20 protein-coding genes are annotated in these 22967 nt (G+C 61.7%); 13 read left to right on the forward strand and 7 right to left on the reverse strand.

Features of this window, described 5'->3' with window-relative positions; all coding sequences use genetic code 11:
- Window positions 1-37 precede the first annotated feature (37 nt).
- From ATY29_RS20320 to ATY29_RS20335, 4 genes are all read right to left on the reverse strand, one after another.
- Window positions 38-1648 (reverse strand): ABC transporter substrate-binding protein, encoded by a 1611-nt coding sequence (locus ATY29_RS20320; RefSeq protein WP_003571928.1) that lies wholly within the window; start codon window positions 1646-1648, stop codon window positions 38-40.
- A 123-nt stretch (window positions 1649-1771) separates the two neighbouring features.
- Window positions 1772-3169 carry an LLM class flavin-dependent oxidoreductase gene (locus tag ATY29_RS20325; RefSeq protein WP_097537163.1) on the reverse strand — a complete coding sequence of 466 codons (1398 nt, stop codon included), beginning with the start codon at window positions 3167-3169 and terminating at the stop codon, window positions 1772-1774.
- A 19-nt stretch (window positions 3170-3188) separates the two neighbouring features.
- Window positions 3189-4250: an ABC transporter permease gene (locus tag ATY29_RS20330; protein WP_097537164.1), complete on the reverse strand. Its 1062-nt coding sequence runs from the start codon at window positions 4248-4250 to the stop codon at window positions 3189-3191.
- Complete coding sequence (locus ATY29_RS20335; protein WP_097537165.1) at window positions 4247-5731, reverse strand: sugar ABC transporter ATP-binding protein; 1485 nt, start codon at window positions 5729-5731, stop codon at window positions 4247-4249. Before ATY29_RS20335 ends, ATY29_RS20330 begins: the two co-directional genes overlap by 4 nt.
- Window positions 5732-5966: 235 nt before the next feature.
- Between ATY29_RS20335 and ATY29_RS20340 the strand changes: the two genes are divergently transcribed.
- Both ATY29_RS20340 and ATY29_RS20345 read left to right on the forward strand, forming a co-directional pair.
- Entirely contained in the window at window positions 5967-7013 is a 1047-nt protein-coding gene (locus ATY29_RS20340) for a substrate-binding domain-containing protein (RefSeq protein ID WP_097537166.1), read from the forward strand.
- 72 nt (window positions 7014-7085) lie between these two features.
- On the forward strand, window positions 7086-8294 hold the full coding sequence (locus ATY29_RS20345) for an acyl-CoA dehydrogenase family protein (protein ID WP_097537167.1): 1209 nt from the start codon (window positions 7086-7088) through the stop codon (window positions 8292-8294).
- A 78-nt stretch (window positions 8295-8372) separates the two neighbouring features.
- Here ATY29_RS20345 and ATY29_RS20350 read toward each other — a convergent pair whose 3' ends face one another.
- Window positions 8373-9590, reverse strand: a complete 1218-nt coding sequence (locus ATY29_RS20350; protein WP_097537168.1) for an SfnB family sulfur acquisition oxidoreductase — start codon at window positions 9588-9590, stop codon at window positions 8373-8375.
- A 316-nt stretch (window positions 9591-9906) separates the two neighbouring features.
- On the opposite strand from ATY29_RS20350, the gene ATY29_RS20355 reads away from it, so the two are divergent.
- Window positions 9907-11241: an LLM class flavin-dependent oxidoreductase gene (locus ATY29_RS20355; protein ID WP_097537169.1), complete on the forward strand. Its 1335-nt coding sequence runs from the start codon at window positions 9907-9909 to the stop codon at window positions 11239-11241.
- Window positions 11242-11287: 46 nt separating this feature from the next.
- On the opposite strand, the gene ATY29_RS20360 is transcribed toward ATY29_RS20355, so the two are convergent.
- The gene (locus ATY29_RS20360; protein ID WP_025418031.1) at window positions 11288-12382 is read right to left on the reverse strand and encodes a substrate-binding domain-containing protein; all 1095 of its coding nucleotides are present in this window, start codon (window positions 12380-12382) and stop codon (window positions 11288-11290) included.
- Window positions 12383-12517: 135 nt separating this feature from the next.
- Between ATY29_RS20360 and ATY29_RS20365 the strand changes: the two genes are divergently transcribed.
- The 8 genes from ATY29_RS20365 to msrA all read left to right on the forward strand — a co-directional run bounded on the left by ATY29_RS20365 (window position 12518) and on the right by msrA (window position 20363).
- The gene (locus ATY29_RS20365; RefSeq protein WP_097537170.1) at window positions 12518-13552 is read left to right on the forward strand and encodes a Gfo/Idh/MocA family protein; all 1035 of its coding nucleotides are present in this window, start codon (window positions 12518-12520) and stop codon (window positions 13550-13552) included.
- 11 nt (window positions 13553-13563) lie between these two features.
- On the forward strand, window positions 13564-14463 hold the full coding sequence (locus ATY29_RS20370) for a sugar phosphate isomerase/epimerase family protein (protein ID WP_025418029.1): 900 nt from the start codon (window positions 13564-13566) through the stop codon (window positions 14461-14463).
- Between the two features lie 103 nt (window positions 14464-14566).
- Window positions 14567-15829 carry an ABC transporter substrate-binding protein gene (locus tag ATY29_RS20375; RefSeq protein WP_097537171.1) on the forward strand — a complete coding sequence of 421 codons (1263 nt, stop codon included), beginning with the start codon at window positions 14567-14569 and terminating at the stop codon, window positions 15827-15829.
- A 66-nt stretch (window positions 15830-15895) separates the two neighbouring features.
- A complete protein-coding gene (locus ATY29_RS20380; protein ID WP_025418027.1) occupies window positions 15896-16804 on the forward strand; it encodes a carbohydrate ABC transporter permease in 909 nt (302 codons plus the stop codon).
- Window positions 16805-16807: 3 nt separating this feature from the next.
- Window positions 16808-17695, forward strand: a complete 888-nt coding sequence (locus tag ATY29_RS20385) for a carbohydrate ABC transporter permease (protein WP_025418026.1) — start codon at window positions 16808-16810, stop codon at window positions 17693-17695.
- 61 nt (window positions 17696-17756) lie between these two features.
- A complete protein-coding gene (locus tag ATY29_RS20390) occupies window positions 17757-18833 on the forward strand; it encodes an ABC transporter ATP-binding protein (protein ID WP_097537172.1) in 1077 nt (358 codons plus the stop codon).
- Between the two features lie 108 nt (window positions 18834-18941).
- On the forward strand, window positions 18942-19775 hold the full coding sequence (locus ATY29_RS20395; RefSeq protein ID WP_025418024.1) for an inositol monophosphatase family protein: 834 nt from the start codon (window positions 18942-18944) through the stop codon (window positions 19773-19775).
- 78 nt (window positions 19776-19853) lie between these two features.
- Window positions 19854-20363 (forward strand): peptide-methionine (S)-S-oxide reductase MsrA, encoded by a 510-nt coding sequence (gene msrA / locus ATY29_RS20400; protein ID WP_097537173.1) that lies wholly within the window; start codon window positions 19854-19856, stop codon window positions 20361-20363.
- A 5-nt stretch (window positions 20364-20368) separates the two neighbouring features.
- Here the strand turns inward: msrA and ATY29_RS20405 are convergent, their stop codons facing one another.
- Window positions 20369-21241 carry a LysR family transcriptional regulator gene (locus tag ATY29_RS20405; protein ID WP_097537174.1) on the reverse strand — a complete coding sequence of 291 codons (873 nt, stop codon included), beginning with the start codon at window positions 21239-21241 and terminating at the stop codon, window positions 20369-20371.
- A gap of 95 nt (window positions 21242-21336) precedes the next feature.
- Here ATY29_RS20405 and ATY29_RS20410 point away from each other — a divergent pair, with 95 nt between their 5' ends.
- Window positions 21337-22122 carry an SDR family oxidoreductase gene (locus tag ATY29_RS20410; protein ID WP_097537175.1) on the forward strand — a complete coding sequence of 262 codons (786 nt, stop codon included), beginning with the start codon at window positions 21337-21339 and terminating at the stop codon, window positions 22120-22122.
- Between the two features lie 26 nt (window positions 22123-22148).
- A complete protein-coding gene (locus ATY29_RS20415) occupies window positions 22149-22847 on the forward strand; it encodes a ribonuclease activity regulator RraA (protein WP_097537176.1) in 699 nt (232 codons plus the stop codon).
- The last annotated feature ends 120 nt before the right edge of the window (window positions 22848-22967 follow it).

Below are 22967 nucleotides of genomic sequence, written 5' to 3' on the forward strand. Positions count from 1 at the left end.
GGACAGGGCCTCTGGAAGAGAATTGCCGCCGATCCTATCACGACTGCAGCGCGGTATCGCCCCAGTTTGAGACGGCCCAGCGCGGATTGTCGGAGACGTTGAGCACGCTGTCGCGCGCAACGGTGATGAAGCCCCATTCCGCGACGTTGATCAGCGGCAGATCGGCGACGACGAGCTCCTGGAATTTTCGATAGAGATCCGTGCGGGCCGCCGTATCGACGGTCTCGGAGGCTTGCTTGATAATCTTGTCGAGCTCCGGATTGACGTAGCCGCCCTGGTTGGAGAAGGGCACGCCAGCAGGCGTGCCGGATTGAACGAGAATGGTGGTGGAGATTGCCGGATCGCCGCGGAAGACCGGCGGACCGACGGCAAGGTCGAAATCGTGATCTGTGTAAACCGCCTTCTGGTGTGCGGCCGCATCGGCATTGACGATTTCCGCATCGATGCCGATCACGGCGAGCGCCTGGCGAAGATAATCGCCGAACTGCCGGGTCTCGTTGAAATAGGGTGCGGGGCGCAGCTTTAGCTTGAAGCGGTTGCCGTCCGCGCCTTGTTTGTACCCTGCCTTGTCGAGAATATCGTTGGCGGCGGCAGGGTCGAATTCATAGGTCGCGACATCGGATGTATAGAATTCCGGCGCGTTCTTCGGCACCGGGCCGGTGGAAGCGGCTGCATAACCGAGGAAGATCGTGTCGACGACGAACTTCTTGTCGATCGCCTGTGCGATCGCCTGGCGGACCCTGAGATCGGCGAGCTCCTTGCGGCGGTGATTGATCTCGACGACGAGCTGATAGGTCAGCGCCTCATAACCCTTGGAGATCACCTTGATGCCCTCGACCTTGGAGATGCGGTCGAGATCGGCCAACGGCACCGCGGAGAAGGCGGCAAGCTGAATTTCGTCGGCTTCGAGTGCCGCACCCGCCGACGCGCGGTCGGGCAGCACGCGGAAGACGATCTCGTCGAGCTTCGGCTGATCCTTGTCCCAGTAGTTCTCATTGCGCGCCAGCCGGTAGTATTCGCCGGGCTTGTATTCGGCGAAGGTGAAGGGGCCGGTGCCGACAAGCTTGTTGTTGGCCGGATTGGTGGCGATATCGCTGCCGTCGAAAATGTGCTTGGCGACGACGCTTGTAACAACTGGCAGGGCATTGCGGATGAGCTGGAACGGCGTCGGCTTGGAGAAGCGGAAGATGGCGGTGTAATCGTCAGGGGTATCGACGGCTTCGAGATTGGCAAAGACCAGGCGGCCGAGATTCTGCAACGGCTTCCAGATATTGAGCGCGGAAAAGGCGACATCGACCGAGGTGAATGGCTTGCCGTCGTGCCAGGTGACGCCGTCGCGCAGCTTGAAGGTGACGGAGAGGCCGTCGGGCGCCCCTTCCCAGGAGGTGGCAAGCCGCGGCGCCAGCCCGTCCTTGCCGTCGAACGAGGCCTCGGCCAGCGGCTCGATCACCTTGCTGGCGATGAAGAAGACGCCGTTCGAAGCGACAATGGCAGGGTTGAGGTTCTTCGGCTCGGAATCTGCCGCAACGATCAGCCGGCCGCCGGCAGGCGTGGCCTGCGCCAGCGCCTGGCGAGCGAGCGCCGTCGAAGCGAGGAGCAGGGCGGTGCCCTTCATCAGCGTGCGCCGCGAGATAGATGCTACGGTCATGACCCCTCCTGATCGATCGAATTTCAAGCGCTCATATTCAGGGTGAAATGGCGATTGTCATAGAGGTTAAATTCTAAACCTCGGACACCGCGAGACATTTTTTGTCACCCAGCCATTATTCGCTCAACCACTGGCCGCGAAACGGGCGGGCTCCTTGAAGAGATTGCGATAGGCCGCACCCGGATGCGGGGCAACAAGACGCGGTCCGGCGCGCCCGAGTTTTTCCCGCAGCGTCCCCTTGGTATAGTCGGTCTTGTAGACGCCGCGTTTCTGCAGTTCCGGCACCAGCAGATCGACCGCATCCTCAAAACTTTCGGGCGTGACGGCATAGGCAAGGTTGAAGCCGTCGACATCAGTGTCCTCGATCCATTCCTGCATCAGATCAGCGACGGTCTGCGGCGAGCCGACGAAAACCGGGCCGAAACCGCCGACGCCGACCCAGTCGGCCATTTCGCGCACCGTCCATTCCTTGGCCGGATCGATTGTCGTGAAGGTCTCGACCGCCGACTGCACCGCATTGGTATGACGGTGGCGCAGCACCTCGTCCGGCTCGAACTGACCGAAATCGATACCGGTCCAGCCGGAAATCAGCGTCAGCGCGCCCTCGAAGGAGGCGTATTTGCGGTACTCGTTGAACTTCCGCTGCGCCTCGGCATCCGTCTCGCCGAGGACGACGGTCTGCAGGTTGAAGGCGAGGATTTCCCGCGGGTTGCGGCCGATGCGTTCGGCGGCCTCGCGGACATTGGCGACGTAGCGCTTGAGCACGGGTTTCGACGGCGCCGCCACAAAAATGCATTCGGCATGGGCGCCGGCGAAATCCTTGCCGCGGCTGGAAGCGCCAGCCTGGTAGAGCACTGGTGTGCGCTGCGGCGAAGGCTCGCTCAAGTGAATGCCCGGCACGTTGAAATGCTTGCCGGAGTGGCCGATCGCATGAACCTTATCAGGGTGGGTGAAAATGCCGGTCTCGCGATCGCGGACAACCGCGCCGTCCTCCCAGCTTCCCTCCCAGAGCTTGTAGCAGACCTCCAGATATTCCTCGGCAAGGTCGTAGCGATCGTCATGTCTTGTCTGCGCGGGCTGGCCGATATTGAGCGCGCCGCTGTTGAGATAGGAGGTGACGATATTCCAGCCGACGCGCCCCTTGGTCAGGTGGTCGAGCGTCGAGATGCGGCGGGCGAAGGTATAGGGATGCTCGAATGAAAGCGATGCCGTCAGGCCGAAACCGAGGTGCTCGGTCGCATAAGCCATGGTCGGGATGAGCTGCAGCGGATCGTTGACCGGGACCTGCGCCGAATGGCGAAGAGCCGCATCGACATTGCCGTTCAGCACATCGTAGACGCCGAGCACGTCGGCAATGAACAGCCCGTCGAACTTGCCGCGCTCCAGCGTCTTTGCAAGATGCACCCAGTAGTCGAGATCCTTGTAGGTCCAGGACTTGTCGCGCGGATGGCGCCAGAGCCCCGGCGACTGGTGTCCGACGCAATTCATGTCGAAGGCGTTCAGCCTGATTTGGCGGGTCATGTCTTTTCTTCCTTGGAATTTAAGAATTGCTGCGGCCGAGGCCGTAGGTCAGGGCTAAGGCTGCGACGAGCACGGCGCCCTTGACGAAATCCTGGGTGTAGTAGGGAGCGTTCAGCATGGTGAGGCCGTTCAGGAGCACGCCGACGAAGACGGCGCCGGCGATGGTGCCGAGCACGTTCGGTCGGCGCAGATTGAGAACGGCAAAGCCGATCAGCGCGGCGGCGACAGAATCCATCAGCAGCGAGCCGCCGGAGGAAATGTCGCCGCGCCCGACGCGGGCGGCAATGACGATGCCGCCGAGCGAGGCCAGCGTGCCCGACAGGACATAGGCCAGCGTCTTCAGCCTGACGGTCGAGGCGCCGGCAAGCCGGGTGGCGACCTCGTTGCCGCCTGTCGCAAACAGCAGCCGACCGATGCGGGTGCGTTCGGTGAGAATGAAAAGCGCGACGGCGACCGCCGTCATCAGCACCACGGAAACGGGCAAGGTGCCGAGGATGCTGTAGCGGCCGATCAGCAGGAAGACGGGGTCGTAGGCGCCGGTCGCCTTCGAGCCGTCAGGCAGCGTGAGGCCTGCTGAAATCGACCGGCCGGCAGTCGGGATCAGCTGCAGGCCGGAAAGCAGGAACATTGTCGACAATGTCGCCAGCAGGTCCGGCACCTTCAGGCGGACGATCAGCAGGGCGTTGACGAGTCCGACCAAGGCGCCGAAGGCGAGCACCAGCGGCACCGTCGCATAGGCATCCAGACCCCAGACGATCATCGCATAGCTCGCCGCCATGACGCTTGATGCGGCGACCGCGCCGATCGACAGGTCGAAGCCGCCAACAGCCAGCGTGACGGTGACGCCGGCCCCGAGGATCGCAACCACCGACACTGCCTGCAGGATGCTCATCAGATTGGCAATATTGATGAAGGCGGGCTCGGCGATGGCAAAGCCCACGACGAGAGCCGCAAGCAGGATGAACACCGCGCCCACCCGCAGGAAGGCCCCGAGAGCGGCGAGACGGCCGCTCTCGGCTTCAGGCGGCGCCTTTGGCCGCGCGCTTGCCTGGGAAAGAGTGTCGTTGTCGATCGTCGTCATGCGGATATTTCCTGAGTGGCGGAAAGAGCGGCAAAGCCGCTTGCAGCGGGTTCCAACACGTGGTGGTCGATGACCAGGATGCGGTCGGCCACCTCATAGGCCTCCTCCGGATCGGAGGTCGCGATCATCGTCGCCCGGTCGGTGCGGGAACGGATTGCCCGGATGATGTCGTGGCGGGCGCCGACGTCGACGCCCTGAAAGGGTTCGTCGAGCAGCAGCAGCCGGCTTGGTTCCGCCTCCCAGCGGGCGATCACCGCCTTCTGCTGGTTGCCGCCGGACAGCGACCAGATCGAAGCGAGCGGGCCGGCGGCCTTGATACCGAGGCGGGCAATCGCCCGCTCGGCCTCGCGCCGCTCCCGTCCGCCGAGGAGAAAACCGTGCGGATACCATTTGTCGAGATGCGGCAGGCTGATCGTCGCCGACAGCGAATGGCCGGGCCATGCCGGCGGCATCAGCGAGGAACGATGCCGGTCTTCGGCCGCCATCGCGATACCCGCCGCGATCGCTTCGGCCGGGCTTTTCGGCCGGTAGGGACGGCCGTCGAGGAACATCGCACCGCGGTGAAGCGCCGTCACGCCGAAGATCGCCTGGAGCAGCCGGCTCTTGCCGGCGCCGAGCACGCCGGTCACAGCCACCACCTCGCCTGCATGCAGCGACAGATCGAAGGTCACACTTCCGGGCAGAAGATTGATATCGCGCATTTCGAAAATCGCAGGTCCTGTCGCCGGCCGGGCATCCGGCCGGGCCGCATCCAGCCTGCGGCCGATCATCGTCTCGATGGCGGCCCAAAAATTGATCGGCCGCGCGAAGGTGCCGACGACGCGGCCGCCGCGCATGACAAGCGCGCGGTCGGCAATGGCTTCGAGATCGGCTGTGCGATGGGAGATATAGAGGATTGCCAGGCCCCGCTCGCGAAGCCTGAGCAGAATATCGAAGAGGCGGCGGCTTTCCTCTCCGGAAAGGCTCGCCGTCGGCTCGTCAAGGATGAGGAGGTCGGCGCGGTTGGCAAGCGCTCGGGCGATTGCCACGAGTTGCCGGTCGGCGCTGGTGAGTTCGCCGAAATCACGATCGAGCGGAAGGCTGAAACCGACAGCATCGAGCATGGCTTGTGCGGCGCGACGAATGCCGGCGCGCGAGACGAAGAAGGGTGTGCTGCGATCGGCGAACCGGTTGAGAAGCAGGGCATCGGCAACAGTCAGTCCGGCGGCGCCGACCAGATCGGTCGACTGATGCACGGTGACGACGCCGGCTCTTGCCGCTTCGGCCGGGCTGCGTGGTGCAAAGGGGCGGCCGTCGAAACTGACCCTGCCGCCGTCGGCCGCAAGCACGCCGGACAGGATCTTGACCAGCGTCGATTTGCCCGCGCCATTGGCCCCCATCAGTGCCACGATCTCGCCACGCTCCATCGAAAGATCGGCACCGGCAAGTGCCCGTGTCGAGCCGAAGCTGCGGGTGAGGTTTTCGATCTGAAGAAGCGGCATCGATTCTGTCCGGGGCTGTATCGGTATCGGGAGTGTGCCCTCTCCGGACGGTCGAACTCCAGGCACGCCTTTCCCTTGCAAACTGTCTGCGGGAAACAAAGAATCTCCCGCAGCAGGTAAAATCGGATCATTTACTCTACTAAAAACATAGAGATTATATCTAAATAATCCAACGCGTCGCGAGGGCTGCCGGTCCTGTCAGACGACGCCTCTTTTTGCTAAAAGGAACGCGACGATGAAATCCCTCGCACGGCTTGCACTGTCTGCCGCCGTCATTCCCTTCATCTTCATTCAGGGTGCAAGCGCCGACGGCCTGTCCGGCGCGCCGGCGCCCTTCGACCAGGGTGGCGTGAAGGTAGCACTGATCAGCTACATCTCGGCTGGTGATTTCTTCCAGGCCTATCAGGCCGGTGCTGAGGCCCAGGCCAAGGCGCTGGATATCGACCTGCGCGTCTTCCCCGGCCGGCAGGACGCTGCCGAGCAGCGGGAGCAGATCCTGCAGGCGATCAATCTCGGCGTCTCCGGCATCGTCATCGATCACGGTCTGCCGGAATCGCTCGGCGATGTCGTGCAGCAGGCCCTCGACAAGGGCATCAAGGTGGTGGCCTTCGACGTGAACCTCAACAATCCGAAGATTCCGCAGGTGGAGCAGAGCGATCACGAACTCGCATCATTGGCTCTCGAACAGGCGGTGAAGGACAATGGCAAGAGCTTCAGCGCCGGCTACGTCTATGTCGCCGGCTTTGCGCCGCTCGACCGCCGCAACGAAGTCTGGGATAAGTTCAAGTCCGAAAATACCGGCGTGGTCGAAAAAGCCCGCTTCGGCAATGTCAGCGACACGACGGCGACCTCGACCGCCGACCAGGCGAAGGCCGCGCTCACCGCCAATCCCGATATTTCAGTCGTCTTCGCTCCCTATGACGAATTCGCCCGTGGCGTGAAGCTCGCCGCCAACGACCTCGGCATATCGAAAAAGCTCAAGATCTATTCGGCCGACGTTTCCACGGCCGATATCCAGGAAATCACCGAGGAAGGCAGCCCGTGGGTCGCGACCGTCGCGACCAACCCGGCCGTCGTCGGAGCCGTTTCCATCCGCGCCGCCGCCCTCGAAATCGCCGGCCAGACGGTTCCCCATCAGATTACCGTGAAGCCGGCGCTGCTGACGCAGGAGAGCCTGCGCGCGGCCGGCGTCAAGACGATCGAGGAACTGGCCGCAAAGATCCCGGCCTTCAGCACGAGCGACGCGGCGACCGCGAGCTGGATCCCCGACAAGCTGTTCTAGGGCTTTCACTTCGATCCTTCCGGCGGGGGCGGCAGCTCGCGCCGGATCCTCTTTTCAATTGGAGTTCCGCTAATGAGCCAGTCCAATGTCATCTTCGCGGTGAGCCGCAACCCGACGCGAGAAGACCTCTTTGCCCGGGCCGAGGAGATCTCGGCCGACCTCTCCCGGCGCGCCGCCGATCTCGACCGCGACGGCCGGCCGCCGTTTGCCGAGATCGTCAAACTGAAGAATGCCGGGCTGCTCAACGCGCTGCATCAGATAGAAATCGGCGGCAGCGGCCTCGATTGGGTCGACGGGCTGAAGCTCGTGCGCATTCTTGCCCGCGGCGAAAGCTCGATCGGCCAGCTGCTCGGCTACCACTATGTCAACAGCCAATATATCTATTGGGCGCTCGAACCCGCGCGCGCCCATGCGCTGGGCAGCGAGACGGTGGCAAAGAACCTCTATTGGGGTGCAGCCGTCAATCCGCGCGACCCCGGACTGGTGCTCACCCGCCGCGGCAACGGCTATGTGCTGAACGGCCGCAAATCCTTCTCAACCGCCGCCCGGGTGTCCGACTACATCAATGCCAATGCGACGCTCGACGACAAGATCGCCGGCTTCGCCGTGCCGACCAATCGCCCGGGTTACGTCGCCAACGATGACTGGGACAATATCGGCCAACGCCTGTCCGACAGCGGCAGCGTCGAGTTCCACGATTTCCCCGTCTACGAGGAGGATTTCGTCGGCGTCCCCGCCGCAGCGGATGTGGCGCCGCCTGTTTTGTCGACCTTCAACACACCGTTCATCCAACTGGTCTTCGTCAATTTTTATCTCGGCACGGCCGAAGGCGCGCTGCAGGCGGCCGTCGATTATGTCAGAACCACCACCCGGCCGTGGATCACCTCAGGCGTCGAGCGCGCCGCCGACGATCCCTATATCCTTGAGCGCGTCGGCGAATTCACCGCGACACTGAAGGCCTCAGTAGCCCTTGCCGACAGCGCGGCATCAGCAGTGCAGGCCGGCCTTGCCCGCGGCCGCGATGTAACGGCGCGCGAGCGCGGCGAAGCGGCGGCGGAAGCCTATGCCGCCAAGGTCCACGCCACCCATGCCTCGCTCGACATTACCTCGCGCGTCTTCGAGTTGACGGGCGCACGCTCGACCGCGGACAAACACCGCTTCGACCGGTTCTGGCGAAATGTCCGCACCCACACGCTGCACGATCCGGTGTTCTACAAGGCGAGGGAAGTCGGTGAATTCGTGCTGAACAGCAGGATACCGGAGGTCAGCCTTTACAGTTGAGGCGAGCGCTTCCATATGGAAAGCAAACCCCGCTGCCGGCGCCGGCAGCGGGGTTTTCATTTGGAATAAGCCGAAGACTCAGAGCGCGCCGTTCTTCGGCGGCGTCACGCCGTTCAGATGATAATTGCCGACGACGTGGTATTTCCAGCGCACCGGGTCGTGCAGCGTGTGGGTGCGGGCATTGCGCCAGTGGCGGTCGAGATTGAGGCCGATCTGCACGGACGAGGTTCCGGCGAGCTCGAAGAGCGTATTCGAAGCCTCGAGCGCCACCTCTGTTGTCAGCACCTTGGCGGCGGCGACCGCCAGCGTCGCGGCGATCACCTTTTCCTCCGTCGTCTCGACCTGCGCGGCATCGACCTTGTGGCCGGCGCGCTCGACGAGGGCCGTTGCGGCTTCCAGCCGGATGGCAATCTGCCCGACCTTGGCGATCGTCAGCGGATCGTCGGAGGCGCGCTCGAGGCCGCTATCCATCCAGGGGCGCGATTTCGTCCTGACGAACTCAAGCGTTTCGGCAAAGGCCGCCCTGGCGATGCCGAGATCGACGCCGGCATGGATGATCTGGCCGACGGATCCGATCGTCGTCGGCCGCTCGAAGCCCTTGTGGTGGAAGACAACGGAATCGGCACTGACATAGACATTCTCGAAAATCGTCGTGCCGCTACCGGTGGTGCGCTGGCCGAAACCGTCCCAATCGTCGACGATCTCGACGCCTTCAGTGCCCTTCGGCACGAAAGCCATGGTCAGCCGCTCCTCCGCATCGAGCGCAAAGACGGTGATCCAGTCGGCGAAGAGGACGCCGGTCGAATAGAATTTGCGGCCGTTGATCCGGTAACCCGGGCCGTCGCGCGTGATGCGGGTGTTGTAATGGCCGACCGTCTTAGTGCCGCGCTCGGAAAGCGCGTTGCCGAAGCGGTCGCCGGCAAGCACCCGACCGAAGAAATAGCGCTGCTGCTCCTCGCTGCCGTCGGTTCTGAGCGCCTCGAGAATATAGAAATGGTTCTGCGGGATCTGGCCGATCGAACCGTCCGCCTGCGCCAGGATCGCGGTGATCTCGGCAAGCACGGCGTTGGACACGTCGAGCCCGCCATATTGCGCTGGCACGGTGATCGCCAGAAGTCCGGACTGCGCGAGAAGATCGAGTTCGGCAAAGGGCAGGAGACGGTCGGCGTCGCGCTCGGCGGCGCGCGCGGCAAATTGCGTCGCCAGCCTGCGGGCGGTTGCGATCGCTTCCTCGTCGCTGCCGATACGGGCGGCCACCGGCCGGATCTGATCTGCTTGCCTCAGCACGGTATTCATTGATGTCTCCAATTCTTTCGATCCTATCGGTGAAAGAAATCGAGCGCCGAGATAAGAGTACAAATTCTATAGATGTGGTCGAAAATAAAAAGTGTTTGCTTACCAGCCTCCGGCCGTCGCGATTAGTGTTTCGGTCCAACCCTCGCGCGACGGCGCGGGAGGGAAGGCGAGGAAATTCCTGCCCGGAATAGAGCTGCCGGCCTCGATTTGAATTCGGCGACCTCCTACGTATCCGTCATCCGGTGCGTCGCCGCAGCGGTGGAAAAACGTCCAGCCCGGGGCAGGCGGCTGCCTTGCCCGATCCATGAGGAAGATCATGACCCCACGGCAGTTACGCCTCGGCGCCTTCATGCGTCCTGTCAGTCTGCATACCGGCGCGTGGCGCTATCCCGGTTCCTACCCGGACGCCAACTTCAATTTTGCACATTTGAAGTCCTTCGCGCAGGCGCTGGAGCGGGCGAAATTCGACGCCTTCTTCATGGCCGATCATCTTGCCGTGCTCAACATGCCGGTCGAGGCGCTGAGGCGCAGCCACACCGTGACCTCCTTCGAGCCCTTCACGCTGCTCTCGGCGCTGGCGGCAGTGACGGAGCGCATCGGCCTTGTCGCGACCGCGTCCACCACCTTCGACGAGCCCTATCACATCGCCCGGCGTTTCGCCTCGCTCGACCATCTCAGCGGCGGCCGCGCCGGCTGGAACATCGTCACGACGTCTAACCCCGACGCCGCGCTCAATTTCGGTCTCGACGAACATATGGAACATGGCGAACGTTATCATCGCGCCCGCGAATTCTACGATATTGTAACCGGCCTCTGGGACAGTTTTGCCGACGACGCCTTCATCCGCGACCGGGAAAGCGGCCTGTTCTTCGATCCGGAAAAAATGCATGTGCTTGCTCACAAGGGCGAGGAACTGAGTGTCCGCGGGCCGCTCAATATCGCCCGCCCGCCGCAGGGCTGGCCTGTCATTGTCCAGGCTGGCCAATCCGATCCCGGCCGCCAGCTTGCCGCCGAAACCGCCGAGATGGTCTTCTGTTCGCCGCGCGATCTTGCCGCCGGTAAGGCGCTCTATGGCGATATCAAGGGTCGCATGAAAGCGATCGGCCGCAACCGCGACCATCTAAAGATCCTGCCCGCCGCCTTCGTCATCGTCGGCGACAGCATCGAGGAGGCCCGCTCTAAGCGCGCCACGCTCGACAGCCTGGTGCATTATGATAGCGCCATTGCCTCGCTTTCGATCGCGCTCGGCCACGACGCTTCCGGCTTCGATCCCGACGCGCCGTTGCCAGCCGATATCCCCGACACCAATGCTAGCAAGACCGGCCGCGCCCAAGTGCTGAAGCTGGCCGCGGAAGAAAATCTGACGGTACGACAGTTGGCACAGCGTTACGGCGGCTATGCCGGCCTTGCCTTCGTCGGCACACCGGCAAGCATTGCCGACGAGATGGAGGGCTGGCTGGACGAGGAGGGCTCGGACGGCTTCAATATCGTCTTTCCCTATCTGCCTCAGGGTCTGCTCGACGTCACCGAACGGCTGGTTCCCGAGCTTCAGCGCCGCGGCCTATTCCGCAGCGAATATGAAGGCACGACGCTGCGAGAACATCTCGGCTTGCCGCGTCCGGAGAACCGGTTCTTTGTATCAGGCGCATGAGGCGACGCTGCGGCGGCACAGCTCCGCACGGCGAGGAGAAATACCATCAGAACTCGACGGTCCTGTCGTCGAAGCTCAACCGCTCGGGTTCGAATTCCTTTTCGCCGGTCCCGGGATCGAACGCATCGCTTTCTCCCGGCACCAGTTCGAGCGGCCAAACGACGTTGCGGCCGTCGTCAGGATAGAACTGGCGATAGGCCGGCATATTGGCGAGAAGCGTCCTTCCGAGCGCGATACCGAGATCGTAAAGCGACATGCGGAAACAGCTGAGCGAGGGCTGCAGGAACCTTGCGCGCGGGGCGTCGCGGAAGCCGATCACCGCAAGGTCGCGGCCGGGCATCACACCCGATTCCATCAGCCGGCGGTAGAGGCCGATTGCCATCAATTCGTAGATCAGGATCACCGCTGTTGGACGCTCTTTAAGCACCAGCAATTCATGCGCCGCCTGATAGCCGCCGTGTTCGCTCGACTTGACACGGATGACGAGTGACGGGTCGAAGGCGATACCGCGCCGTTCGAGCGCGCGGCGATAACTTTCGAGAAAGACATAGCCGAGATTGACCTCGCTCGATGGTGCAGTGATCGCGATCCGCCGATGGCCGCGCGCGACCAGCCGTTCGACGGCACGGTCGGCGACACCTTCGAAATCGAGATCGATCCAAGGGAAATTGCCTGGGGAAAGGCTGCGGCCGACCGCAATGAAGGGGATTTTTGCCCGAGACAGAAGATCGATGCGCCGGTCGATGCGCTGCATATTCGAGATGATCATCGCATCGACGATTCGCCGAGCCACGATACGTTTCAGATATTCGTGCGGGTCCTCATCGCTGGGGCAGGGCAACATGACGAGGTCGAGCTTGTGGCGGGCAAACACACTTTGCAACCCGCTGGTAACGCCGATGAAGAAGTTGTCGGCATTTTCGACCGCCTCCGTGCTGGATTCGATCATTAGCCCGATGACTTTCGTCTCTCCCTGTCTGAGACTCCGTCCCGACTGGTTGGCGACGTAGCCCAGTTCCTCGGCTGCTGCCAGCACGCGTCGGCGGGTTTCCTCGTTGACATCGGGCTTGCCGTTCAGCGCCCGGGAGACCGTGCCGATTGAAATATCCAGGTGTTCGGCAAGCTGGCGAATCCCTTTCATCGGCTGCGTTGTCCCTCCCACCCGCAATTTCGCATTTGGCGTCTCTTGACATCGCAAAATGTTTCCGCCAACATTCGTAAACGTTTACGGAGTGCGTGTCACGAGGAGAGTTGACGCCATCCCCCGGAGGAAATCGTGAAATTCAGTGCCATTCTGTGCGGGTGCGGAGCTATGTCCAAAGGTTGGTTGCGAGCCATCGCTTCCAACCCGGCTCTGGCCGATTTCATCACTATCGTTGGCCTCGTCGACCTGAACCGGGAGACGGCGGAGAAGCTCGCCGCTGAGTTCGGTCTTGAGGGCGCCGTCATCGGTTCGGAGCTCTCCGCGGTCATCGCCGCCACCGAGGCCGATCTGGTTTTCGACATCGTCATTCCGGCGGCCCGTTACGACGTCGTTTCGACCGCGCTGAAGGCCGGCTGCCATGTGCTCAGCGAAAAGCCGATGGCCGCGTCGCTTGCCGAGGGTGCGGCGCTGATCGATCTTGCCACAGAGACCGGCCGCATCCACGCCGTCATCCAGAACCGACGCTTCATCTCAGGCGTCAGGCGCCTGCGCCGCTTCGTAGACAGCGGGGCGATCGGCGAACTCACCGCCGTCCATTGCGACTTTTTCCTGGCGCCGCATTTCGGCGGCTTCCGCGAAGAGATGGACAATGTTCTGCTTCTCGACATGGCGATACACACCTTCGATGCGGCCCGCTACGTCGCCGACCGGAAGCCACTCGCCGTCTATTGCGTCGAGCGCAATCCAAAGGGCTCCTGGTACCGGCACGGCGCCTCGGCCAATGCCATCTTCGAATTTTCCGACGACGTCATCTTTACCTATCGCGGCTCCTGGTGCGCCGAGGGCGAGCGCACCAGCTGGGAAAGCCAGTGGCGGCTTGTCGGCTCGAAGGGCATGCTCACCTGGGACGGCGAGGAGAGTTTCAGCGCGGCCGTCGGCGGCGAAGAGCCCGGCCTTTTGCGCGGCACTGCTTCCGTAAACGTTCCCGGTCCGGAACACGACGAGGAGACCCATGGGCACGCCAGCGTCATCGCCGATTTCATCGAGGCGATCCGCACCGGCAAACAGCCGGAAACGGTCAATTCCGACAATATCAGAAGCCTTGCCATGGTCTTCGGCGCGATCGAAAGCGCCAAGACCGGCCGGCGCATCGAAATTTCAGCATAGGATGACGTGACGTGAGCAATCCTGCAAAATCCATTCGCATCGGCACCATGGTCAGTGGCAACAACGGCGATGCAGCAACCCGCATCGGCGAGATCGCCGGCATGGGCTTCGAAAGCTTCGAACCCTTCTTCTGGCAGACGACCAAGGGCCAGAACCTTGCCGAGCTCGGCAAGCGCTGCCTTGATGCGATCGGCGACCGCGACATCACCATCTCGACGCTCGGCATGTTCGGCAATCCGCTGGAAGAGAGCGCAATCGACCTGGAGACGCTGCAGGGATGGAAGGATTGCATCGACAACGCCCATCATTTCGGCGCCACCTGCGTTGCCGGCTTCACCGGCCGCATCCGAGGTAAGCCGCTGACCGACAGCTTGCCGCGCTACAAGCAAATCTGGAGCGAGCTTGCCAAGCGCGCTGCCGACAAGGGCATTAAGATTGCCTTCGAGAATTGCGCCATGGACGGCAATTGGGCAAGCGGCGACTGGAACATCGCCCACAATCCCGATGCCTGGGAACTGATCTTCAACGAGACGCCTGACGAGAATATCGGCCTGGAGTGGGAACCCTGCCATCAGATGGTCTATCTGATCGACCCTTTGCCGCAGATCCGCAAATGGGCGCACAAGTTCTTCCACGTCCACGGCAAGGACGCGACCATCCGCTGGGAGGTCATCAAGGAACACGGCATCTTCGGCAAGGAGAAGTTCGTCTTCATGCGCACGCCGGGCTTCGGTGACAGCAATTGGACCGACATCATTTCCGAACTGCGCCTTGCCGGCTGGTCCGGCTCGATCGACATCGAAGGCTGGCACGACCCGGTCTACCGCGACGCGCTTGAAATGACTGGTCAGGTTCACGGGCTGAACTATCTGAAGAAATGCCGGGGCGGAGATTTCGTTGTTGATCCCTGATCGACCGCCTAGGATAGGGCGCCGCCGGGCTGGGAGGCCCGACTGCGCCATGAATGACTAACTTGGTCTTTTCGCGGCGCAGCCGCTTTTTTGGGAGGAAAGCATGAAAAGAATTGCAAGACTGGCGCTAGCGCTCGGCACGGCGATGCTGATGACATCGACCGTCCATGCCGAACAGAAGACCTTCAAGATCTGGTGGTTCGAGGAGCCGACCACGGCTCAGGGCATTGTCTGGAAGAAAGCGCTCGAAGAGTTCAAGACGAAACATCCTGATATCACCGTCAGCTTCGAGCAGAAGACCTTTCAGCAGTTGCAGGCCTCAGGCGGCATGATCCTCAATTCCGATCAGGCCCCCGACGTGCTCGAGTACAACAAGGGCAATGCGACCGCCGGCTTGGTTGCAAGCCAGGGATTGCTGACCAATCTGGATGACTATGTGAAGAAGGAAGGCTGGGACAAGATCCTTAACGAAGGCGATTTTGTCCTAAGCCGTTATGACGAAAAGGGCATCTATGGCTCCGGCCCTGTTTGGGGCGTCTCGGTCTTCGGCGAATATGTTTCGTGCTTCTACAATATTGACATGTTCGAAAAGGCAGGCCTCAAGCCGCCGACGACGCTCGAAGAGTGGGTGGCTGACATGGAAGCCTTCAAGCAGAAGGGTCTCACGCCTCTCGCGCTCGGCGCCATCGACACCAGTGGCCAGCACTTGCTTGCCTCTCTCGCCTATACCAAGGCCGATGACGCCTGGGTCCAGAATTATCAGGGTTTGAAGGCCCCCCTCGACGGCGCACCGTATCTCTATGCGGCGCAGACATTGGTCGACTGGGTGGGCAAGGGCTACATCAACAAGGACTCCACGGGCATGAAGGACCCGGACGCGGCTCTGCTCTTTACCTCCGGCAAGGCGCCGATGTACGTCTCGGGCACGTGGAATCTCGGTACTTTCGCGTCGACCATCAAGGACTTCAAGTGGGGCCAGTTCGTAATTCCGACGCCGAAATATTCGGTCGGCTCGACTGGCAATCTCTGGGTCGTTCCCAAGGGTAGCAAGAATCCGGATCTCGCCGCCGAGTGGATCAGCCTGACCTTGTCGCCGAAGTACCAAGCTGAACTCGGCAATGCCGGCGGTGTGCCGATTGCGGCTGATCTTTCCGCCATCACCAACCCCATCGGCAAGAACGCCGCAGCGGTTTTCAAGCAGATCTCCGACAAAAGCGGCCTCGGCTTCTATCCTGACTGGCCGGTCCCCGGCTACTACGACGTGCTCAATCAGAAAGACACTGGTCTCTTCCAGGGCAGTCTGACTGCCGAACAGTTCGTCGAACAGATTAAGCAGATTTACGACGACGCGCAGGAAAATCAGTAGCGCGACCCTGAACGCTGGGCTGTGCCTCTGGCGCAGCCCATTATGGGAGGCTGAAGGAAGAATGATATGGCCATTTCCAGCCAGCGATGGAGCGACGGTTCACGAAGCTATAGCCTTTACCTCATCCCGGGGGCGGTCGGCTTCATTCTGATCGTGCTCATACCGCAGCTTGCTAATCTCGGGCTGAGCTTCACGGCATGGAAAGGCGTTGGCACGCCGCGACCAGTCGGCCTGCAGAACTATTCTCGCCTGCTTACGGACGACCAATTCTGGGGATCGATGTATCACACGCTGCTGTTCATCGTCTCGATGACCGTGATACCGGTGTGTATCGGCCTGGTGCTGGCCGCTCTGCTGTTCGACTACGTCAGGGACCAATTCGGGGAATGGGTCTCGAGCTTCTTCAGGGCCGGTTTTTACTTGCCGCAGATTCTGCCCGTAACGGTCGCGGGCGTGCTCTGGGGTTGGATTCTCAATCCCGTCGGTGTCATCAACATCACGCTAAAGTCCATCGGCCTTGATAATCTGGCCCAGAACTGGATCGGCGATGCGACATACGCGCTTGCTGCCGTCTCGCTCGTCATAGTGTGGATACAGGTCGGCTATTGTCTGGTGGTTTTCATGGCTGGTCTTTCGCGCATCGACCCTTCTCTCTACGAGGCTGCCGAGCTCGATGGGGCAAACTGGTGGAGCCGGCTGGTGACGATCACCATTCCGCTTCTGGCGCCGGAGATTTTCGTCGTTGTGCTGACCACGCTGATCGCCGCACTTAAAGTTTTTGCGCCAATATTTGTCATCACCGCCGGCGGCCCCGACAATTCCACCCTGGTGCCATCCTATCTGACTTACTACCACTTCTTCACAACGCAACGCGTCGGCTATGCCGCAGCCATCGCGGTCGTACAAACGACTCTGACGATCGGTTTGGCTGTGATTTTTCTACGCTTCCAGAGCCAGCAGGAGGCGAAGGAATAGATCATGGCTTACTCGGTTCTCAGCGATGGTACGACTAAGGCAAGGGCGACGGCGGCAGCCGATCGCGCGCGACGCGATCCCATGCGGTGGGTGGTGCTGGCCACTCTTATTCTACTCCTCGCCTTTACGCTCTTTCCGTTTTTCCTTGCTCTGCTCAACGCCGTCAAGGCAAGCGCCGAATACGCAGTCGGCGGGCCGCTTTCGATTCCTCGGTCGATCGATCTCACGGCGATCGAAAAATTCTGGACGGTGTCTGATTTCAGTCGCAAGCTGCTTAACAGCCTGGTGATCAGTCTCGGTGTGTCGGTGTTGGGGGTACTGATAAGCCTGTTCAACGCCTATGCGATCGGGGTCGGCAAGGTGCCGGGTTCACGCGTGATTTTGGTGGTCTTTCTTCTCGGCATCATGGTGCCGCAGGAGTCGATCATTTACCCGCTTTACTACATGGCAAAAGCAAGCGGCCTCTATGATACGCAGCTTTCCGTGATCATCATTTTCGCGGTCCTGCAAAGCGCCTTCGGGACTTACCTGCTCTCGACCGTGCTGAGTACCTTTCCCAAGGAAATCCTCGAAGCGGCGGAGATGGATGGCTCGACCCACTGGAAAACGCTGTGGTTCGTAGTCGTCCCGATGCTGAGGCCAACGCTCATGGTCCTGGGAACCTTCTTTTTCATCTGGACTTGGAACGAATTCTTGATCCCGCTCGTCATGCTGGTGTCCAACAACAACCAGACAGTCTCGGTCGCCATGGGCCTAACCCGCGGTCAAAACATGTCGGACCCGGTGCTGCAGGCCTCCGCGGCTTTCCTGGGTATAATACCGACCGTGATCTTCTTCTTGATCTTCCAGCGCACGCTAACGCGCGGCATCGCCGCCGGAGCAGTCAAATGACGACGTCTTTCACGCTTAGCTATCTCATCGGTCCCGGTTGGGAACCAGCAAGGTTTTCGGTATGAGCCAGGACATCCAAATCGAACTCTTGGGCATCGAGAAGCACTACGGCGCCTTTCACGCGCTGAAGAACGTCAACCTTTCAATTCCCAAGGGCACGTTCGTGGCGCTGGTCGGTCCGTCCGGATGCGGCAAGTCCACGTTGCTCCGTTCGCTTGCCGGGCTGGAAAAAATTACCGGCGGCACGCTGAAGATTGCCGGCAAGGTGATGAACGACGTGCCGCCGCGGTCGCGCGATATCGCCATGGTTTTTCAGAGTTACGCCCTCTATCCGCATATGACGGTGGAACAGAACCTGACCTATTCGCTAAAAATGCACGGCGTCCCTAAGGCTGAGGCAAAACAGAAAGCCGAGGAAGTCGCTGTCATCACCGGTCTTTCCCGGCTGCTCGACCGTTATCCGCGCCAGCTTTCCGGAGGCCAGCGCCAGCGCGTCGCCATGGGCCGCGCCATTATCCGTAACCCCCAGGCCTTCCTGTTCGACGAGCCGCTTTCCAACCTTGATGCCGCGCTGCGTGTCTCGATGCGCAAGGAAATCCGGTCCTTGCACGACCGGCTGGGCGCCACCTTCGTTTACGTCACCCACGACCAAGTCGAAGCGATGACCATGGCCGACCATGTGGTGGTGATGCGCGACGGCATCATCGAACAACAGGGCGCGCCGCTTGAACTCTACGACCGGCCAGCCAACCGGTTCGTTGCCGGGTTCATCGGTTCGCCGGCAATGAATTTCATTCCCGCGATCGCCGCGGAAGACGGCAAGTGCCTGATCCTGGATTTCGGGGCGGTGAAGCAGAAGCTTGCGATATCACGCGCTATCGAGCCGGGGCGCACGCTCGTCGCCGGCATCCGGCCGGAGCATATCGGCGTCGTCGCGCCTGGAGAGGGCAGCTTCGATGTCCCGATCGCCTTCGTCGAATCGACCGGCTCCGCGACCTTCATCGTGGCCGAGACCCAGCCGGAGCTGACGATCGTCGAGACGCGGCGCGACAGGGTCAAGGCAGGAGACATGATCGGGATTTCGGTCGATCCGGACCAGATTCATTTGTTCGATGCATCGACGGATCGCCTGATATAACATCCTTCATTCAAGGGCGGGCGGCTTCATAAAACCATCATCGGTCTCTGCGAAGGGAGTGGCTCCGCACGATTCACTTCGTCATATCTGCAGCATCCGGATTTCCACATGACATCTTCTCCGATATCAGCGCGCCTTTCCCCCAATGCGTCATCCCGCCTCATCGTTCTTGCCGAAACGGTGTTGAAGGCGGGCGAGACGGCCCGGGCTTCGCTCAGGCGGCGAACATCCGGGGAAATGCTCGCCAAGGCGCCGCGAGATTACCAGACCGAGATCGATGTCGCCGTCGAGCGGATTATCGTCGATGAGATGATCAAGGCCTTTCCGGATTATGCCATCCAGGGCGAGGAAGCCGTCGGCAACCGCACGGCCGGGCCGGAAACGCCGATCATCTATATCGACCCGATCGACGGCACCACCAATTACGCCTGGGGCCTCCCGCATTTCGGCATGACGATCTCAATCGCCGAAGGCGGCAGGCTCGTTGCCGGCGTCGTCTATGATGCCATGCTGGATGAGCTGTTCAGCGCCGAGCTCGGCGGCGGGGCTTATCTCAACGGCGAACCGATCCGCTGCGCCAATGTCGCGGACATCGAGAACGTGCTGATCGGCGCCGGTCTGCCGATCCCGGGCCAGGTGAAGGCGGTTGCGGAAGAAACCTATTTCGGTGCCATCAAACGCCTGATGGCCAATACAGCAGGCGTGCGCCGCCTGGGCTCGGCCGCACTGTCGATCGCCTATGTCGCCTGCGGCCGGCTGGATGGCTTCTTCGAGGACGGACTGTCGATCCATGATTTCGGCGCCTCGGCGCTGATGGTCGAAGAGGCAGGCGGTATCGTCACCCGGTTTTCCGGGGCCGCGGTCGACGGACGCGGCGATATCGTGGCCGCCAGCACGGCGCTGCATCCCTGGCTGCTGGACGGTTTCCGGACGAAGGCATGAACCGGCGCCATGCGGCGGACTCCCGTATGGAAATCTGCGATGTCAGACACTATCTCTGGGCAAACAAGGAGATATCCAATGACCGAAGAACGTGCAGTGCTCGCCGGTGGTTGCTTCTGGGGCATGCAGGACCTCATCCGCCGGTACAAGGGCGTGATTTCCACCCGCGTTGGCTATACCGGCGGCGATGTGACCAATGCCACCTATCGCAACCACGGAACCCACGCCGAGGCGATCGAAATCGTTTTCGATCCCGCAAGGATCAGCTACCGCGAAATCCTCGAATTCTTCTTCCAGATCCACGATCCGAGCACGCGCAACCGCCAGGGCAACGACGTCGGCACGAGCTATCGCTCGGCGATCTTCTACGTCAGCCCCGAGCAGGAGCGCGTCGCCAGGGATACGATCGCTGATGTCGACGCATCCGGCCTTTGGCCCGGCAAGGTCGTCACCGAGGTCGTGCCGGTCAGCGATTTCTGGGAGGCCGAGCCCGAGCACCAGGACTATCTGGAGCGGATTCCGAACGGTTATACCTGTCACTTCGTCCGGCCCGGCTGGAAACTGCCGGTCCGCCAGAAGATCGCCTGAGCCGATCAGGCTCTCATCGCCGCACGGCTGGTTTCCAGAAGTGCGGCGATCAGGTTTGCTCGCGGCGAAGCGCGCGTAGCGACAATGCCGACCGTGCGCACGGCAGAGGCGCGGGGAAGGGGCAGCTTGACGATATCGAGACCGGCCGGCCAGGGCGGCGCCCAATCCGGCACGATCGAGATCCCGAGACCCCGATTGACCATCACCGCGATCGCCTCCAGCGCGTCGAGTTCGTAACGCTCGACTGGTCTGATGCCGACCTCACGCAGATATTCGTCGGCGATATGACCGCCCCACTGGTTGCGGTCGTAGCGGATGAAGGGCCGGGCCTTCAACAGTTCGAGCGGATCCGCGCCCTCACAGTCACGCGGGGCAATCAGCACGAGCGGTTCCTGGCGCAGCGTGTTGAAGGTCAGCGTCTTCTGCATCGGAAATCGCGGTTCGATGACGAAGGCTGCGTCCAGCATGCCGTTCAGGACCTCGGTATAGAGGTCCATCGAAGCGCCCGGCTTGATGAATATCTCGATCAGCGGATAATCCTCGGCGAGACGGTGGAGAATGTCGGGAATGATGCCCGTCAGCGCCGTATTGATGGCGCCGATCCGCATCTCGCCCGAAATCATCGCGGTGCCGGCCATCGCCTTCAGATCGCGTGTATCGCGCACCAATTCCCTGCAGCGTTCGAGAATGGCAAAACCCGCCTCGCTCAGCCGCATGACACGGCCGGAGCGCATCAGCAGCCGCACCCCGAGCTCGGCCTCCAATGCGCGAATGCGCTGGGCAACGGCGGCCGGCGTGAGGTTCAGCCGCTGAGCGGCCTCCGCCAGCGAATGGCGCTCGGCAACGACGATGAAGGTTTCGAGAAAACGTGTGTCCATCGATAGTTTTTCTATCTCTTGAACCATGCAAAAGCGATATTTTATTTACGATCCTTTTCTCCGAAAGATGGTCCGGTCATATAGGAGACAACCGGATGGATTTCGGCCTGAAGGATAAGACGGCCCTGGTGCTCGGCGCTGGCGGCGGACTGGGCGGCGCGATTGCCGCCAAGCTTGCGCGCGAAGGCGCCAGAATTGCAGCAGTGGATATCGATCTCGCCGCCGCCGAGAAGACCGTTGCCACAATCGAATCCGAAGGCGGCAAGGCGCTGGCGCGGCAATGGGATCTTTCCGATCTCGGCTCGATCGAGGCGCATGTCGCTGCGATCGAACGCCGGTTTGGCCCGGTCGATATCCTCGTCAACAATACCGGCGGCCCGCCGCCGACCACCGTCTCCGGCCAGGACACAGCCCTCTGGAATCAGTATTTCCAGAGCATGGTGCTCTCCGTCATATCCATTACCGATCGCGTGCTGCCAGAGATGCGGGCGCGCAAATGGGGGCGCATCGTCACATCGACCTCATCGGGCGTGGTCGCGCCGATCCCCAATCTCGGCATCTCGAACGCACTGCGCCTGTCTCTTGTGGGATGGTCGAAAACCCTGGCGCGCGAGGTCGGGCGCGACGGCATCACCGTCAACATCGTCCTGCCGGGCCGCATCGCCACCGGCCGCATCACCTTTCTCGACGAGCAGAAGGCCAAACGCGAAAACCGCCCCATCGATGACATCGTCACTGAGAGCACCAGCAGCATTCCGCTCGGCCGTTATGGCCGGCCGGAAGAGTATGGGAATGTCGTCACCTTCCTGGCGAGCGAAGCGGCCTCCTATCTCACAGGATCGGTGATCCGTGTCGACGGCGGCATGATCCAGAGCATCTGACAGAAACCGGATTGGACCCAAGAACCGTGGCCCTTAGTACTGAAGCGATAGCAACCCTTAAGACCGTCTCGACGGCGACACTGACAACCGTTCTTCTGAAGAAGGGCCTGCGGAACGTCTGGATCCGCGGCGCCACTCCCTTGAAGCCCGGCCAGCCGCGTATCGTCGGCCCGGCCTTCACGCTGCGCTTCGTGCCGGCCCGCGAAGATCTGGCGACACCGGCATCCTGGGCCTCGCCGATCTCGACGCGCGCCGCAATCGAGGCGATGCCGGAAGGCTGTGTCGCCGTCGTCGATGCGATGGGCGTCACCGATGCCGGCATCTTCGGCGATATCCTCTGCGCCCGCATGCAGAAGCGGGGCGTTGCCGCCCTCGTCACCGACGGCGTGGTGCGCGACCTTGCCGGCGTGCTCGACACCGACCTGCCGGTCTGGTGCCGCGGCGTCGCTGCGCCCCCCTCGGTCGCCGGCCTCACCTTCGTGGCCTGGCAGCAGCCGATCGGTTGCGGCGGCGTCGCTGTTTTCCCCGATGACATTATCGTCGTCGACCAGGACGGCGCCGTGCTGATCCCCGCCGGTCTGCTCGACGCGGTGCTGGCCGAAGCGCCCGAACAGGAACGTATGGAAGCCTGGATCATGACCAGGATCGACGAAGGCACGCCGTTGCCCGGACTTTATCCGATGAACGCCGAAACCAAGGCGCTCTACGAGGCCTCGAAGAAATAGCCTGCAGGTCAACGCGGATTGATAAAGGATCGCGGCTCGCGGCCCTTGTTTTAGAGCGGGATGATTTTAGGTGGAATCGCAATTGGGATTCCCTTTTGGACGCAAATCAGATTCATCCTT

Origin of the sequence: Rhizobium hidalgonense, from assembly GCF_002914525.1 — a bacterium.
Lineage (GTDB): Bacteria > Pseudomonadota > Alphaproteobacteria > Rhizobiales > Rhizobiaceae > Rhizobium > Rhizobium hidalgonense.

What these genes read in the sequence shown, in the direction of transcription:
- ATY29_RS20320 (WP_003571928.1), bottom strand. Translation starts at nt 1,648, where the DNA reads ATGACCGTAGCATCTATCTCGCGGCGCACGCTGATGAAGGGCACCGCC.
- ATY29_RS20325 (WP_097537163.1), bottom strand. Translation starts at nt 3,169, where the DNA reads ATGACCCGCCAAATCAGGCTGAACGCCTTCGACATGAATTGCGTCGGA.
- ATY29_RS20330 (WP_097537164.1), bottom strand. Translation starts at nt 4,250, where the DNA reads ATGACGACGATCGACAACGACACTCTTTCCCAGGCAAGCGCGCGGCCA.
- ATY29_RS20335 (WP_097537165.1), bottom strand. Translation starts at nt 5,731, where the DNA reads ATGCCGCTTCTTCAGATCGAAAACCTCACCCGCAGCTTCGGCTCGACA.
- ATY29_RS20340 (WP_097537166.1), top strand. Translation starts at nt 5,967, where the DNA reads ATGAAATCCCTCGCACGGCTTGCACTGTCTGCCGCCGTCATTCCCTTC.
- ATY29_RS20345 (WP_097537167.1), top strand. Translation starts at nt 7,086, where the DNA reads ATGAGCCAGTCCAATGTCATCTTCGCGGTGAGCCGCAACCCGACGCGA.
- ATY29_RS20350 (WP_097537168.1), bottom strand. Translation starts at nt 9,590, where the DNA reads ATGAATACCGTGCTGAGGCAAGCAGATCAGATCCGGCCGGTGGCCGCC.
- ATY29_RS20355 (WP_097537169.1), top strand. Translation starts at nt 9,907, where the DNA reads ATGACCCCACGGCAGTTACGCCTCGGCGCCTTCATGCGTCCTGTCAGT.
- ATY29_RS20360 (WP_025418031.1), bottom strand. Translation starts at nt 12,382, where the DNA reads ATGAAAGGGATTCGCCAGCTTGCCGAACACCTGGATATTTCAATCGGC.
- ATY29_RS20375 (WP_097537171.1), top strand. Translation starts at nt 14,567, where the DNA reads ATGAAAAGAATTGCAAGACTGGCGCTAGCGCTCGGCACGGCGATGCTG.
- ATY29_RS20380 (WP_025418027.1), top strand. Translation starts at nt 15,896, where the DNA reads ATGGCCATTTCCAGCCAGCGATGGAGCGACGGTTCACGAAGCTATAGC.
- ATY29_RS20385 (WP_025418026.1), top strand. Translation starts at nt 16,808, where the DNA reads ATGGCTTACTCGGTTCTCAGCGATGGTACGACTAAGGCAAGGGCGACG.
- ATY29_RS20390 (WP_097537172.1), top strand. Translation starts at nt 17,757, where the DNA reads ATGAGCCAGGACATCCAAATCGAACTCTTGGGCATCGAGAAGCACTAC.
- ATY29_RS20395 (WP_025418024.1), top strand. Translation starts at nt 18,942, where the DNA reads ATGACATCTTCTCCGATATCAGCGCGCCTTTCCCCCAATGCGTCATCC.
- msrA (WP_097537173.1), top strand. Translation starts at nt 19,854, where the DNA reads ATGACCGAAGAACGTGCAGTGCTCGCCGGTGGTTGCTTCTGGGGCATG.
- ATY29_RS20405 (WP_097537174.1), bottom strand. Translation starts at nt 21,241, where the DNA reads ATGGACACACGTTTTCTCGAAACCTTCATCGTCGTTGCCGAGCGCCAT.
- ATY29_RS20410 (WP_097537175.1), top strand. Translation starts at nt 21,337, where the DNA reads ATGGATTTCGGCCTGAAGGATAAGACGGCCCTGGTGCTCGGCGCTGGC.